Annotated in this window: 10 protein-coding genes; 9 read left to right on the forward strand and 1 reads right to left on the reverse strand. The window is 66.4% G+C overall.

All coding sequences use genetic code 11. The features are described from left to right. Positions 1 to 44 precede the first annotated feature (44 nt). On the reverse strand, positions 45 to 1,934 hold the full coding sequence (locus tag U0034_RS18595; protein ID WP_085229608.1) for a methyl-accepting chemotaxis protein: 1,890 nt from the start codon (positions 1,932 to 1,934) through the stop codon (positions 45 to 47). A 347-nt stretch (positions 1,935 to 2,281) separates the two neighbouring features. On the opposite strand from U0034_RS18595, the gene fdhA reads away from it, so the two are divergent. From fdhA to U0034_RS18640, 9 genes are all read left to right on the forward strand, one after another. Next, entirely contained in the window at positions 2,282 to 3,481 is a 1,200-nt protein-coding gene (gene fdhA / locus U0034_RS18600; RefSeq protein WP_085229579.1) for a formaldehyde dehydrogenase, glutathione-independent, read from the forward strand. Between the two features lie 216 nt (positions 3,482 to 3,697). Then, positions 3,698 to 3,940, forward strand: a complete 243-nt coding sequence (locus U0034_RS18605) for an MbtH family protein (protein ID WP_085229580.1) — start codon at positions 3,698 to 3,700, stop codon at positions 3,938 to 3,940. A gap of 3 nt (positions 3,941 to 3,943) precedes the next feature. Next, on the forward strand, positions 3,944 to 4,765 hold the full coding sequence (locus U0034_RS18610; RefSeq protein WP_085229581.1) for a thioesterase II family protein: 822 nt from the start codon (positions 3,944 to 3,946) through the stop codon (positions 4,763 to 4,765). Continuing rightward, positions 4,765 to 5,781, forward strand: a complete 1,017-nt coding sequence (locus tag U0034_RS18615; RefSeq protein ID WP_170151702.1) for a TauD/TfdA family dioxygenase — start codon at positions 4,765 to 4,767, stop codon at positions 5,779 to 5,781. The genes U0034_RS18610 and U0034_RS18615 overlap by 1 nt, the downstream gene beginning before the upstream one ends. 70 nt (positions 5,782 to 5,851) lie before the next feature. Continuing rightward, the gene (locus U0034_RS18620) at positions 5,852 to 7,288 is read left to right on the forward strand and encodes a cupin domain-containing protein (protein WP_085229609.1); all 1,437 of its coding nucleotides are present in this window, start codon (positions 5,852 to 5,854) and stop codon (positions 7,286 to 7,288) included. Between the two features lie 157 nt (positions 7,289 to 7,445). After that, positions 7,446 to 8,417, forward strand: coding sequence for a YqcI/YcgG family protein (locus U0034_RS18625; RefSeq protein WP_085229610.1), 972 nt, complete (start codon positions 7,446 to 7,448; stop codon positions 8,415 to 8,417). A 102-nt stretch (positions 8,418 to 8,519) separates the two neighbouring features. Next, positions 8,520 to 10,199 carry a cyclic peptide export ABC transporter gene (locus U0034_RS18630; protein ID WP_085229583.1) on the forward strand — a complete coding sequence of 560 codons (1,680 nt, stop codon included), beginning with the start codon at positions 8,520 to 8,522 and terminating at the stop codon, positions 10,197 to 10,199. Further along, positions 10,196 to 11,014: an ATP-binding cassette domain-containing protein gene (locus tag U0034_RS18635; protein WP_085229584.1), complete on the forward strand. Its 819-nt coding sequence runs from the start codon at positions 10,196 to 10,198 to the stop codon at positions 11,012 to 11,014. The genes U0034_RS18630 and U0034_RS18635 overlap by 4 nt, the downstream gene beginning before the upstream one ends. 236 nt (positions 11,015 to 11,250) lie before the next feature. Continuing rightward, positions 11,251 to 14,790: a condensation domain-containing protein gene (locus tag U0034_RS18640; protein WP_085229585.1), complete on the forward strand. Its 3,540-nt coding sequence runs from the start codon at positions 11,251 to 11,253 to the stop codon at positions 14,788 to 14,790. Positions 14,791 to 14,797: the final 7 nt, after the last annotated feature.

Raw genomic sequence — 14,797 nt, forward strand, 5'->3', positions numbered from 1 at the left:
TGCCTGCGTGAGTCGATGCCGTGCGGGGCAGTCGGCTGGTCGGGTCAGTCGAGCTTGAAGAAACCCACCGTGGTATGCAGCTCGCGACCCTGCGAGCTGAGGGACTCCGATGCGGCCGCAATCTCTTCGACGAGCGCTGCGTTTTGCTGCGTCGAGCGGTCCATCAGCGATACGGCTTGGTTGATCTCGTCGATCGAGCGGCTTTGCTCGAGCGCGGAGGCCGAGATGTCGGTCGTGATGCTGGCGACGTTCGCGATGGCGTCGGTGAGTTCGGCGATCGTCCGGCCGGCGAGGCTGACCTGCTCGGCACCGGTCCTCACGTTGTCCACCGACGACTCCAACAAATCCTTGATCTCCTTGGCCGCCGTGGTCGAGCGCTGTGCGAGGTTGCGAACCTCGGAGGCGACGACGGCGAACCCACGGCCGCTTTCGCCGGCACGGGCCGACTCCACGGCTGCATTCAGCGCGAGGATGTTGGTCTGGAATGCAATGCCTTCGATCATCGCAACGATGCCGACGATGCGCGCTGACTGTTCGACGGCCGCATCCATCGTGCGCGATGCCGTGGAGACGGCCTCGTTGCCGCGGCGGGCGACGTCCACGGCCGTGGTGGCCACCTCGTTGACGTCCTTCGCCTGCCGGGCCGTATCGCGCACGGTGCTGGCGAGCTGCTCCATCGTCGCGGCCGTTTGCTGGATCGAGGCGGCCTGCTGCTCGGTGCGTGCCGAGAGATCGCCGTTGCCTGCGGATACCTCGCCGGCGGCGAGTTCGAAGTGGCGGCTGCTGGCCATGACCTTGACGAGCACGCCATGCAGCTTCTCGACGAACGCATTGAACTGCGTGGCCAAATGCCCGACTTCGTCGCTGCTTTGCGCGGGCAGGCGGCGCGTCATGTCGCCGTCGCCGGAGGCGATCTCGTACATCGAGCCGGCCAGCTTGCGCAATGGCGTGGTCATCTTGCGGCCGAGCGCGACGGTGATGGCGAGCGCCACCGCGAGCACGAGCAGGCCCACGCCGATCAACGTCGCGGTCAGGCGATTGGCCGCCGCCATCATTTCCGCGTTGGGAATGAGCGCGTAGTACTTCCAGCCGTTTCGCGGCGAGGTATAGGTGAAGGCCTGGTACGACGCACCGTTCATGTCCACGGTCGCAAGGCCGTCCGCGGCCGCTGCGAGTTGTTGGTAGCCGTCGCCGAGACCTTTCATCTCCTTGAATTCATGCGATTTGTCGCGCGGATCGACGAGGATCTTGCCGTTGTTGTCGACGACGATGAGATAGCCGGTCTGTCCGAAGCGGATACCGTTCGTGAGCTTGGCGAAACCGTCCAGCGTGATGTCGCCTTCGAGGACGCCGATGACCTCGCCCTGCGGATTCTTTACGGCGCTGGCGAATGAAATGATGGCGCCGCCCGCCGACGACGCATTCAAATAGGGCGCGGGCCTGACGACCTTGTCGGGGGCGGTCATCGCAAGCTGGTACCAGGGTCTCACGCGCGGGTCGTAGTGGGCGCCATTGAAGCTCTCGATCGGCCACTGCACGTAGCCGCCCCATTTGGTTCCCATGTCGAGGTACCGCATATTCGGGTGACTGTCGCCGAACGCCTTGAGCAGCGCAAAGATCGCGCGCTCGACCGGCCCGTTGGACTCGGGCGTCATGGTGTCGCTGTGCGTCATGTAATCGACGAGCGTGTTGTCGGCCGATTGCAGTTGCGCGGTCCTCGCGAGGTACGTGAGGTTCTGTTCGACTTCCTTGAAGAGCCCGTCGAGCGATTCGTCCGCTTGCTGGATTCTTGCACGGCTCGACTGCTCGAACGCATCGACCGCTTGCCGGCGAACGTTCAGCGCGCCCACCATCGTCAACAATGCCACTGTGATAGCCAGCGCGGCGCCGGACGCCACGCTGATTCTGAAGGCGATCGAATTGCGAAATTTCACCACGTCATTCCCCTACGTTTTGACGGTCCCGTCTCCCGCCCCATAAAAAACCCGAGAGCATGGCGAGGATCGGCCCGCAAGACAGGTTGTCGGCAGGTTTTGCGAATAGTTGACATGGGGTAGACGCGCATTGCCACGTGGGCGAAGCGCGTCGAAGCCCGAGACGATGCGGGTTTGCGCGTGTCCGCCCCCGTTCGTTCGGAAGGCGCGATCGAGCCCGATGTCGGCGTCGTTCAAACGCCTGTCGGTTCCTGCATGGTCGGGGGGCCGCACGAACGGCTACGCTCGGAGAGCCGTGCCTCAGCCGGTGCGCGGCAACGCCACAGCAAAAGTAAGGAGACAGTGCGATGAGTAGTAATCGAGGTGTCGTATATCTCGGCCCGGGCAAGGTGGAGGTGCAAAAGATCGATTACCCGAAGATGGTCGACCCGAGCGGGCGCGATATCGGCCACGGCGTCATCCTGAGGGTGGTCAGCACGAACATCTGCGGCTCGGATCAACACATGGTGCGCGGTCGCACGACCGCCCCGGCCGGCCTCGTGCTCGGTCACGAGATCACGGGCGAAGTGATCGAGGTGGGCCGCGACGTGGAGACGCTGAAGGCCGGCGATCTCGTGTCGGTCCCGTTCAACGTTGCCTGCGGGCGCTGTGCCATGTGCAAGGAGCAGCACACGGGCGTGTGCCTGAACGTGAATCCGTCGCGGGCGGGCGGCGCATACGGTTACGTGGACATGGGCGGCTGGATAGGCGGGCAGGCCGAGTACGTCATGGTGCCGTACGCGGACTTCAATCTGCTGAAGTTTCCCGACCGCGATCGCGCGATGGCCAGGATCCGCGATCTCACGTGCCTTTCGGACATTCTGCCGACGGGCTATCACGGTGCGGTGAGCGCGGGCGTGAAGCCGGGTTCCACGGTTTATATCGCGGGGGCGGGGCCGGTCGGCATGGCCGCTGCCGCATCGGCGCGCCTGCTCGGCGCCGCATGCACGATCGTCGGCGATATGAACGAGCAGCGTCTCGCGCACGCGAAGGCAATGGGCTTCGAAGTCGTCGATCTCTCGAAGGACGCGACGCTCGGCGATCAGATCGCGCAGATTCTCGGCAAGCCGGAAATCGACTGCGCCGTCGACTGCGTAGGCTTCGAGGCACACGGTCACGGTGCGTCGGGCCACGCGGAGGAGGCGCCCGCGACCGTGCTCAATTCGCTGATGGAGATCACGCGGCCCGCCGGTGCGATCGGCATTCCGGGCTTGTACGTGACCGACGACCCGGGTGCGAAGGATGTCGCCGCGCAGCATGGCAGCCTCAGCATTCGCTTCGGGCTCGGCTGGGCGAAGTCGCACTCGTTCCATACGGGGCAGACGCCCGTGCTGAAATACAGCCGGAATCTCATGCAGGCCATTCTGTTCGATCGCCTGCCGATTGCCGAGATCGTCAACGTCACGGTGATTTCGCTCGACGAGGCGCCGGAGGGCTACAAGCAATTCGATGGAGGGGCCGCGCGCAAATTCGTCATCGATCCGCACGGATTGCTGAAGGCGGCGTGACGCCGAAGCAATGACCCGGCAGCCGCCCGCCGGCGGCTGCTTCCCTCGCGTTCGTGTTCGAAAGCCGGCGGCGGGGGCATGCTTACGTGCCAGCAAAGGCCAACGAGACGGCCGTTCAAAAAACTATGCAAAAAGCGCCTTGACAGCATCGACCCTCCTATCCTAAATTCGTAATGAGAATGAATTGCATTTTCATTACGAACGATGGAGAGGGCCATGAGCTGGGGCGACGAGAGCACGCGGTTTGTCGTTGTGGTCAACGACGAAGAGCAGTATTCGATCTGGCCGGAGTACAAGGCCATACCGGCCGGCTGGCGCGCCGCCGGCAAGTCGGGGCTCAAGGACGAATGCTTGCGGTGGGTCGACGAAGTATGGACCGACATGCGTCCGTTGAGCCTGCGCAAGGCGATGGCGGAAGCCGAAGCGCAGGCGCGCGGCGGCGAGCAGACGGCAGTCTGATCGATGCCCGCCGCGACGCAAAGCTGCGCGGCCGGGCCGGTGGTGAAGCTCGTGTGCCTCGCGCACGCGGGTGGCAGCGCGGCGCTCTATCGAGACTGGCCACGCCGGCTACCCTCGTTCGTCGAGGTGCATGCACTTGATCTTCCGGGGCACGGTGCAAAGCATGCTCGGCCGCTTCTCGCCGATTGGCCCGCGCTCGTCGGTGCCGTGGCCGACGAGGTGGCCGGTATCGTGGGCGCACGCCGGCCGTTCGCAATATTCGGGCATAGCATGGGCGCCCTCGTGGGGCTGGAGCTGGCCCATGCGCTGCGGTTGCGCGGATGCGCCGATCCGGTCTGGTTCGGCGCATCCGGCACGGTCTCGCCCGCGCGCCGCGCGGTCGAGACGGGCTGGCTCGCATGCGCTCGCGACGTCCTCGTCGAACGCTTGCGCCAGCGCGGCGGCACGCCCGCCGTGCTGCTCGACGATCACGAATTCATCGATTTCATGCTGCCCGTGCTGCGGGCCGATTTCCATCTGTGCGGTGTGCATCCGATGCATCTCGCGATGCGTGTGGCGTCCGGCTTTCGGCCGCTCGATTGTCCGATCGACGTCTTCATCGGGCATGACGATCCCGCAACCGGTCATGCGGCCGACGTCGAAGCATGGTCCGCCGAGACGCTCGCCGATTGTGCGATTCGTCGTTTCGAAGGCGGGCATTTCTTCGTTGCCGATGCGCCGGAGGCCGTACTGGCCGCCGTGTCGGCCTCCCTTCAGGCCATGTTGGTGCCGCGCGGCCATGGCGCAGGCGATGCTTGCCAATCTTTCGCCGGAGAGCGTTCATGATGTCATTGACCCGCGCCGTCCCGTTCAGGGAGCAGGCGCTGGAACACAACGGCAGCCGGGTGGCCGTGATCGAAGCCCTGGACGGCAGCCCGCTCGACGAAAGCCTTGCCGCCTTGCGCGCGTGCATCGAGGCGGCACTGCCCCGCTACGGCGGCGCATTGCTGCGCGGCTTCGAGCCGGCAGGCGTGGGCGGCTTCGACCGCTTCGTCTCGCATTTCGGTCGTCCCCTGGATTACGAATTCGGCTCCACGCCGCGAAGCCGCATCGAGAACCGTGTTTACTCGTCGACGGAATACCCCGCCGACCAGTGGATCGACCAGCATAACGAGCAGTCCTACACGCGCCGTTGGCCCGCCCGGATCTGGTTTTACAGCGATATCGCGGCGGAGCGCGGCGGCGCGACGCCGGTGGCGGACAGCCGGCTCGTCTACGAGCGGCTTTCGCCGTCGCTGCGCCGGCGGTTCGCGCAACGCGGCGTGATGTACGTGCGCAACTACGGCAATGGTCTCGATGTGCCGTGGCAACAGGTATTCGGTACGAACGAGCGCGCCGATGTGGACCGCTACTGCCGCGCGCACGGCATCGACCATGAATGGCTCGACGATGGCGAAGCGCTGCGCACGCGCGAGATCTGCCAGTCCGAGCTGGATCACCCCGCGACCGGCGAGCGCGTCTGGTTCAACCAGGCGCATCTCTTTCACTCCTCGAATCTGCCAGGCCCGCTGTGCGAGGCGCTGTTGGAAGTCGTGGACGAAGACCGTCTGCCGCGCAATACCTGCTTCGGCGATGGCACGCCGATCGAGGCTTCGATGCTCGACGAGATTCGCGGCGTTTATCGCGAAACGATGCTCTCGTTTCCGTGGCGCTCCGGCGATCTGATGGTGCTCGACAACGTGCTCATGTCGCACGGCCGCGCGCCGTACGAGGGCAAGCGCCGCGTGCTCGTCGCGATGACGGGCGAGTCGGGCACCGCCGCCGGGCCTGCGTTGGCCGCATCGGCGGCGACGAACCGATAGACGCGTGCACCGGCGCTCGCGATTCGCCGGCTCGCGAACGATTGAGGATGGCAACCTGGAGAAGGACCCGATGATCACGCATTCAGCTTCGCTTCCGCTTTTCGACTTCTCGCCGTACGACGGCAAAAGCGAGCATTACGTCTCGCTCGTCAAGGAATTTGCCGCAGCCGCGCCGTTTCGCAGCGCGACGGTCGACGAACTCGTGCTCGACGACGATTTTCACCGCCGGCCGCTGCGTCCGGAGGATTTCGAATTCCTCAGGTTCATGAAGCCCGTGCGCCCGCACAACGTGAGCCGGTTGCCCGCGCTCGCCTCGGGGCGCACGCTGATGTCGATCTACGAGCTCGATATTGCCTGTGCGCCGGCAGGAACCGGTCCCGACGCATGGCAGCGTTTCGCGCTGTTTCACGCCGAGCACACGCGCGTGCTCGGCGCCCGGATCGCGCCGTTTCTCGAGGCCTATGCGTTCGAGTACCTGACGAAAGATGTCGATACGAACGAACGGGCCGAGGCCGCGAGCGCACGGCTTGCCGCTATCGTCGACACCGAACTGGCTTTCTGGAACGAAACGTTCGCGCGCCTCGTCGCCAACGACTACCTCGAGGAAGGGCTGCGCTTCATCATGGTGCAGCGGTGGTCGCTCGCGGTTTCGAAGCGGCGCGCACTGGCGCGCGCGGCGGCGAGCGGCTTTTTCGATTTTCTGCCCCCGCTGGAGCGTCCCACGCTGCATACCGACACACCCGGCGATGCGTTACTCGAACGGGTGGCGGCGATGGCCGGCGTGACTGGGCGTCAGCACGCGTACTGGCAGTTCTATCTGCCTACGAGCGTGGCGAAGTGCAATCTGCTCTATGCACTCGGGCGGCGTCCCGATCGTGCGTTCGGGCTCGTGGGCGCCGCGTTCGGCGCGCAGGCCGAATGGCTCGCGTTCGGCCTCGCGCTCGAGCGCGCCTGCCCGCATCTGCAGCCGGCTGGCCGGGCACCCGGCGATGCCGAGGCGTTGAAGAGCGCGCTCGTCGCGCGCTGCACGACAGCGCTGTGGCGGCTGGCCGAGCATGTCGGTGCAGCCGCGTATGGGCAGAGCGTGCAGGGCATCGTCGCGGCCGAGCGCCTCGCGGAGCGAGCGCGCTGGGACCTCGGCGAGCAACTGCGGTGGCTCTCGTCGATTCGCCATTATGTCGCGTTCGCGCATCGCATCAGCTCGCGCATCGATGCCGAATATCCCGACATCGACCGCGAGACGTTCGTCGAGCCGATGGAGATGTGTTCGACGACACACGTGCACAACGATCATCGCCTGGTGACGATCGAGGCGGGCGACATGCTCTTTTGGGGCAATGTCGGCATGCGGCTCGAGATGCACGTGGGCGACAAGGTGTTGATCCCCGATGGCCGTCTGCACGGTTCGACCGTGACTTCGTCGGAGTGTACGTATCATCAGCCGATCATCCCGAACGAATGGGTGGACGCGCTCGTTGCCGAGCTCGATCAGGCGGCGACAGCCTGACGCTCACCGGGTCATGCCCGTTATTCGAGGCGCCACATGAAAGACATCGATACGAAAGGCGTCGCTTCCCCACGACAACAGCACCGACGTTCCCGGCCGGGAGGCACGGGAAAGCCCGCGCGCGCGTCGCGCTCAACCGTGGAACAGGAAGCGAATGATGGAAGCAGGCAATGGAGGCATGTTCGGCGAGCCCTCGGGCGGCAGCGCGAAGGGCCGGCCGTTCGTGGCGGACAACTGGCGCAGCCGTGTCATCGAGGGGCATGCGACCGGTCCGGCCGCATCGATTCCCGAGTGGCTGGCCGCATCGTATGCGACGTTGCGCACGCACGTGCTCGATCCGGCGTATCCGTGCTTTTTCGGCACGATGGCCGAGCGGCGCGGCGAAATGTTCTACTCGTTCGTAAACGGCAAGGACACGCGCGGTCTCCCGGCAACGATGCAAACCTTCGCTGCGCTCGCGTCGCAGCCGCAGTACCGCAGAAACAATCTGGCTGTCTTCTTCGAGCCCGATGCGGTGCCCCTCGCGCACGACGAATACCGCGCGTTTTTCTGGCGGATACTGCAGCAGTTGCACGACGTGGACCCGGATCCTCAGGCCGACGAGCAGCCGGAACCCTCCGACGAGGCTTGGGAGTTCTCGTACTCGGGCGTGCAAATGTTCGTCGTGTGCGCATGTCCCTCGTTTCGTGCCCGGCACAGTCGCAACCTCGGGCCCGGCATGGTGCTGCTCTTTCAGCCGCGTTCCGTCTTCGTCGATACGATCACGAACAAGGTCATCGGCCGCGAGGCGCGCATCGAAGTGCGCAAGCGCCTCGATACCTGGGACGACATTCCCGCGCACCCCGATCTGGGTTTTTACGGCGATCCGGGCAATCTCGAATGGAAGCAGTATTTTCTCGACGACGCGAACATGCCCGCGGGCGATCGGTGTCCCTTTCTCAAGCGAAAGGGGCGGATGCAGACCGAAGCGTCAGTGCAAGGCGCGGCCCAGGCGGTGCCGCCATCTGCTGGCGCGCCGCGCACGCGCTTCGAAGAACCGCATTTTGCGCACGAGCGGGGTCGCGAACACGGACACCCGTCCGAGCGGGCGCAGGCGCTTGCGCCGCACGCCGGCGAAGGGGGCGCATGAGTTCGGCAAGCTGCGCGGGCTGTTCGTGCACGAGGCCGGGCTGGCTGCCATGAAACCGTCGCCTCGTCTGGTTCGCGCTCCACTTGTCATCAAAGGAAATACATGTCCTTACTTTTGCATCTGGTAAGAAAATCTCGTTGGGCCTTGGCCGCCGCGCTCGCAGCGAGTGTCGCCGGCGGCCTCGGTAACGCGGCGCTGCTTGCGCTCGTGAATCAGGCGCTCGGCGCGTCGGCCGACGCGCTCGCGCGACTCGGCTGGCAGTTCCTTGCGGTGGGCGTCGTCGTGCTCGCGATGCGCACGCTGGCCCAGTCGCTTTTCATGTGGCTCGGCCAGAAGGCGAAAGCGACGCTGCGCATGCGCACGATCCGGCGTATCGGCGAGGCGTCGTATCCGCACCTGGAGAAGCAGGGCGCGGCGAAGTCGCTCGCGGTGCTCACGCAGGACCTCGACACGATCGTCGTGTTCTTCGTGAGCCTGCCCGCGCTGGCGATGCAAAGCGCCGTGATCGTCGGCTGCCTCATCTATCTCGGCTATCTGTCGTGGCCGATCCTGGCCGTGGCCGTCGTCTCGATCGTGCTCGGCATGGCCGGCTTTCGCTATGCGCATACGCGCGCGATGTTTCATCTGCGCACCTCGCGCAAGCGCGAGGACGATCTCGTCAAGCACTTCCGCGCGCTTTTCGACGGCGCGAAGGAGCTCAAGCTGCATCGCGAGCGCAAGCGGGCGTTCATCGAGAACAAGCTCGAGACCAATGTCGAAGCGGTCCGCGTTCAGCGCACGCGCGGGTACATGCTCTATGCGGCGGCCTCGAGCTGGGGCAATTTCATTCTGTTTGCGTTCATCGGCCTCACGCTTTTCGTGTTCGCGCGCTACATCCAGGTCGACCCGCACGTGATGTCGGGCTACGCGATCGTGTTCGTCTATATGATCATGCCGATCGAGGCCGTGCTATCGGCCATCCCGAACCTCAGTTCCGCGCGCGTCGCGCTCGAGCGTATCGAGCAGGTCAACGCGGAGCTGCCGCCCGAGAAGACGCTCGAACCCGCTACCGTCCACGCGTTTTCGACGATCGCGCTCGAAGGCGCCACGCACCGGTACTTCCGCGAAAAGGAAAACGAGGTCTTCACGCTCGGGCCGATCGACCTGAGCTTCCGGCCCGGCGAGGTGGTTTTTCTCATCGGTGGCAACGGCAGCGGCAAGACGACGCTCGCCAAGATGCTCGTCGGCCTCTACGCGCCGGAAAGCGGCCGCGTGTTGCTGGACGGCAAGCCGGTGGACGAAGCGCATCGCGATCGCTACCGTCAGCAGTTTTCAGTCGTGTTCAGCGATTTCTTCCTGTTCGACGACCTGCTGGGGCTGCCTTCAACCGGCCTCGATGCGCTTGCGCAGCAGCTGCTCGTCGAATTGCATCTCGACCACAAGGTCAGCGTCAAGGACGGCGTTTTCTCCACGCTGGCGCTTTCGCAGGGCCAGCGCAAACGGCTTGCGCTGCTCGTGGCATACCTCGAAGACCGGCCTTTTTACGTCTTCGACGAATGGGCGGCCGACCAGGATCCGCTTTTCAAGGACGTGTTCTATCGGCGCCTGCTGCCTGAACTGAAGGCGAAGGGCAAAACAGTCCTCGTCATCACGCACGACGACCGCTATTTCTCGCTCGCCGACCGCTTCGTCAAGCTCGATTTCGGCCATATCGTCGAAGAAGGGCCGGGCGCCGCCATCGCGCATGCGGCGCCCGCATCCCGCGGCGCGGGCACTCCCCACCTCGGAATCTCCGCATCATGAACGCGAATCCATTCGTCGTCCCCGCGCAGCAAACCTTCGGCGATCCGATGTACGAACTGAGCGGTGTGTCGTTCGCCGCAGGCGATCGCGTCCTCCTGCATCCGCTCACGATGACGCTGCCCGCCAGCCGCGTGTGCGGCCTCATCGGCCACAACGGCTCCGGGAAGTCGACGTTGCTCAAGCTGCTCGCGCGGCAGCAGGCGGCAAGTTCGGGCTCGCTTTCGTTCGAGGGACGTCCGCTCGACGAGTGGGACAACCGCGCGTTCGCACGGCGGGTGGCCTACCTGCCGCAGCAGCAGCCCGGGGCCAACGGGATGACCGTACGCGAACTCGTCGCGCTGGGCCGCTACCCCTGGCACGGCGCGCTCGGCCGTTTCACGGACGACGATCGGGCGAAGGTGGAAGAGGCGATGGCGCTGACGGACATGGCGCGCTTCCCCGATCTGCCTGTCGATAATCTCTCGGGCGGTGAGCGGCAGCGCGCCTGGATCGCGATGCTCGTCGCGCAGGATAGCCAGTGCCTGCTGCTCGACGAGCCGATCTCGGCACTCGACATCGCCCATCAGATCGAGGTGCTCGCACTCGTGCGCGATCTGAGCCGGCAGCGCGGGCTCGGTGTCGTCGTCGTGCTGCACGACGTCAACATGGCCGCGCGCTTTTGCGACGACCTCATCGCGCTCAAGGGCGGCAGGCTGCTCGCGAGCGGGCCCGCGCAGGATCTCATCGAAGAAGCGACGCTCGCCGAGATCTACGGCGTGCCGATGGGCATCGTCGCGCACCCGCGCGGCGGCGCGCCCATCAGCTTCGCCTACTGACGCAAGACCGGCCGGCGCCCGTCGAAGGCGCCGCGCCATCGGTACGCAGGCGTTCTCGAGAAACGCCGCGCTTTTCCCCGCAATGAAGACGTAGTGCCGCTGCCCTGCCCGACAGGCGCGGGCGGCGGCACGAGTTCGCGTTCGTTTCGCCGTGCTCGCCCGCGCGGCGGACTCGGCGCGACGCGCGCCAGGTACGACCCATGGCGTAATCGAATGGCGTAATCGAGGAGGAAAGGATGACTGTGACCGATGAGCGGCGGTGCGACCGCGCCGCGGCGAATACCGACGATGCACAGTCCGGCGAGCGAGCGTTCGGCACGCGGCAGCCGGCCGGGCACGATCTCGTCTCGGCATTGAGCAGCCGTGTGGAGCAGGACCCGGAGCAGGTGGCGGTGCGCTTTCTCGCCGATGGCGAAGCGGACGCGCGCGAGTTGACTTACGCGGCGCTCGACGCCGGCGCGCGCCGCCTCGCGGCCGTGCTGCGCCGGCATGGCGGCGCCGGCGATCGCGTCTTGCTGATGCTGCCGAGCGGGCTCGACTATGTGGTGTCGTTCTTCGCGTGCCAGTACGCGGGCATGATCGCGGTGCCTGCCTATCCGCCCGAGGCACAGCACAGCGCGCACATCGAGCGGCTGCGGCGCATGACATGGGATTGCGCGGCGCGCATCGCGGTGCTGGACGCGTCGTCGCGCGCGGGGCTGGCTGCCGTCGTAGCCGGCAACGGACTCGGGGATGCGGTGCTCGTCGATGCGTCCGCGCGAGACATCGAGCCGGGCGAGGGGTTTTGCGTCGAGTGCGTGGAGCCCGATGCCATTGCGTTTCTCCAGTACACCTCGGGTTCGACTTCGTCACCGAAAGGCGTGATGGTCGGGCATGCGAACCTGTGCGCGAACGTGGCCGTGATGGCGCGCGCGATGGACTGCCGCCGCGGCGACCGCATGTTCTCCTGGCTGCCGCTCTATCACGACATGGGCTTGATTGCCGGAGTGCTGATGCCGGTGCTCTGCGGGTTTCCAGTGACGCTTGCTTCGCCGCTGCATTTTCTCGAGCGCCCGTCGCGCTGGCTCACAGGCGTGGCGAAAGAGCGCGCAACGCACACAGGCGGCCCCGACTTCGCGTTTCGCCTCTGTGTGGACCGCGTGCGCGACGCGCAACTCGCGGGGCTCGATCTCTCTTCGCTGCGCGTGGCGTTTTGCGGATCGGAGCCCATCCGCCAGGCGACGTTCGATCGTTTTGTCGAGCGCTTTGCACCGCATGGCCTCGATCGGCACGCCATGTACCCGTGCTATGGGCTTGCCGAAGCGACGTTGTTCGTTGCGGGCGTCGGGGCGGGCGCCGGTGCGCCCGAGCGGCGCTTTTCGGCGTCGGCACTGGCGCGCGCCGTGCCGCAGGCGTTGCCGCCGCTCGGTGTGGCCGATGGCAAGGCCGTGGTCGCCTGCGGGGAGCCGGCGCAGGATCATGCGTTCGCCATTGTCGGGCCCGACACGTGCGAGCGGCTGCCCGACGGCTGCGTCGGCGAAATCTGGTGCAGCGGTGCGAGCATCGCTCATGGCTATTGGCGCAACGATCAGGCGACGGCTGCTGCGTTCGTCGATGGCGTTTCCGGCTCGCCGGGGCTCGCGGGCCGATGGCTGCGCACGGGCGACCTCGGTTTCGTGCAGGGCGGCCAGCTCTTTGTGTGCGGGCGGCGCAAGGACATGATCGTGTTGCGCGGCGAAAACGTCTATCCGCAGGATCTGGAGGGCGTGCTGGCCGAGCGCGTCGAGTGGCTGCGGCGCGGCCGTATTGCCGCGTTCCCGGTCGAAGGCGCCGATGGGGCGGAGATGATCGGCGTGGCTGCGGAAGTGCCTCGCGGGCGGGCCCGGCGGATCGCGCATCAGGCCGTTTTCGCGGCGGTTGCGGGTGCCGTCGGTGAAACGTTCGGCTACGAGGTGGGCCTGATCCTGCTGCTCGAGCCCGGCGATCTGCCGCGCACGTCGAGCGGCAAGCTTCAGCGCAGTGCCTGCCTGGAAGCGTGGCGCAGCGAGGTGCTGACACCGTTTGCCGTGTACGACGCGCGTGGTGCCGCGGCCCGTGAGGGCGAAGCGACCGCCGTCGCGTTCACGCCGACCTCGCGCGCCATCGCCGAGATCTGGTGTGACGTGCTCGACGTGCCGCTGCCCGGGCCGTCCGACGATTTCTTCGCGCTCGGCGGCCGGTCGCTGCTTGCCTTGAAGGTGGCCTCGCGGTTGCGGGAGCGGTTCGCGCGAGAGGTGCCGCTCGGCTTGATGTTCAGCTACCCGACGCCCGCGAGCCTTGGCGCCGCGCTCGATGCGCGATGGGCCGCGCCGTTGCGCGACGGCGCGCGCACGCCGGGGCCCGAGCTTGCGTGCCGCGGTGCCCGCGAGGCGCCGCTCGCGTTGCCGCAGGAGCGGCTGTGGATACTGTGGCGGCTCGATCCGGACAGCCCGGCTTACAACGTACCGGTGACGCTCTCGTTCGACGGGCCGCTCGATCCCGATGCGGCGCGCGCGGCGATAGACGCACTCGTGCGGCGGCACGAAGCGCTGCGTACGCGTTTCGTCGAGATCGACGATGTGCCGCATCAGGTGATCGTGCCGCGCGAGCAGGCGGCCTCGGCATGGCACTGGACCGCCGTCCGGTTGCACGGCGCGGGCCGCGAAGCGCTTGACGCCGCGCTGCGCGAACACACGCGTGCGCCATTCGATCTCGTGCGCGGTCCGCTCTTGCGCGCCACGTTGTTCGCGCTTTCGCCGCAGTCTCATCTTCTGCACTTCGCGATCCACCATATCGCGGTCGACGGCTGGTCGGTCGACATCCTGCTGCGCGAGTTCGCCGCGGCCTACAGGGCGGCGCGGCGTGGCGAGGTGCCGGCATTTCCAGCGTTGCCGGTGCAGTACGCCGACTACGCGGCGTGGCAGCGCGAGCGTTTTGCGGGCGGTGGCCGCGCGGCGCTCGATGCGCAACTCGATTATTGGCGGGAGCGCCTTGCCGGTTACGACAAACCCATCGATTTGCCGACTGAGCATGAGCGCGGGGCGCCTTATGATCCGCGTGCCGTGCGTATGCGCGTGCGCATTCCAGCGATGCTTGCCGAGCGCCTCGAAGCGCTTGCGCGCGCCGAGCGCGCGACGCTCTTCATGGTGCTGCTCGCGGCGTATTACGCGCTGCTTTATCGCTACAGCCGAGCGCGCGACATCGTCGTTGCCGTGCCGGTGGCCGGGCGGGACAGAGTCGAGACCGAGGATCTCGTCGGCTTCTTCGTGAACACGCTGCCCATGCGCGCATCGGTGAAAGGCTCGCAGCCGTTCGCGACGCTGCTGCGCGCGGTGCGCGACGACAGCATCGACGCCCAGGCAAACGCCGATGTGCCGTTCGACCGGCTCGTGGCCGCGCGGCACGCGCATCGGCACACCGGCGTTACGCCGGGCGTGAGCCCGCTCGCGCAGATCAAGTTCGTGCTGCACGACGAATTCGCCACGGCGCTCGAGCTCGACGGCGTGCGCGGCTCGCTTCTCGATGCGGACGCGAGCGCCATCGAGGCGCGCTTCGAACTTGCCCTCGATGTCCTGCGACTCGGTGAGCAGGGGCTCGACTGCGTGTTTGCCTATGCGGCGGCACTCTACGACGAGGCGTTCGTCGCGCAGTTTGCGCGGCACTACGTGGCGCTGCTCGAGGAGGCCGCTGCCGCGCCCGGGCGCGCGATCGGCGAATTCGATCTGGACGACGAAGCGGCCGCGGAGGCACCGCCTCTTGCCGGCACATCCATCCATTAGGAACTGG

The organism is Trinickia caryophylli (assembly GCF_034424545.1).
Classification (GTDB): domain Bacteria; phylum Pseudomonadota; class Gammaproteobacteria; order Burkholderiales; family Burkholderiaceae; genus Trinickia; species Trinickia caryophylli.

What these genes read in the sequence shown, in the direction of transcription:
- fdhA (WP_085229579.1), top strand. Translation starts at nt 2,282, where the DNA reads ATGAGTAGTAATCGAGGTGTCGTATATCTCGGCCCGGGCAAGGTGGAG.
- U0034_RS18605 (WP_085229580.1), top strand. Translation starts at nt 3,698, where the DNA reads ATGAGCTGGGGCGACGAGAGCACGCGGTTTGTCGTTGTGGTCAACGAC.
- U0034_RS18610 (WP_085229581.1), top strand. Translation starts at nt 3,944, where the DNA reads ATGCCCGCCGCGACGCAAAGCTGCGCGGCCGGGCCGGTGGTGAAGCTC.
- U0034_RS18615 (WP_170151702.1), top strand. Translation starts at nt 4,765, where the DNA reads ATGTCATTGACCCGCGCCGTCCCGTTCAGGGAGCAGGCGCTGGAACAC.
- U0034_RS18620 (WP_085229609.1), top strand. Translation starts at nt 5,852, where the DNA reads ATGATCACGCATTCAGCTTCGCTTCCGCTTTTCGACTTCTCGCCGTAC.
- U0034_RS18625 (WP_085229610.1), top strand. Translation starts at nt 7,446, where the DNA reads ATGGAAGCAGGCAATGGAGGCATGTTCGGCGAGCCCTCGGGCGGCAGC.
- U0034_RS18630 (WP_085229583.1), top strand. Translation starts at nt 8,520, where the DNA reads ATGTCCTTACTTTTGCATCTGGTAAGAAAATCTCGTTGGGCCTTGGCC.
- U0034_RS18635 (WP_085229584.1), top strand. Translation starts at nt 10,196, where the DNA reads ATGAACGCGAATCCATTCGTCGTCCCCGCGCAGCAAACCTTCGGCGAT.
- U0034_RS18640 (WP_085229585.1), top strand. Translation starts at nt 11,251, where the DNA reads ATGACTGTGACCGATGAGCGGCGGTGCGACCGCGCCGCGGCGAATACC.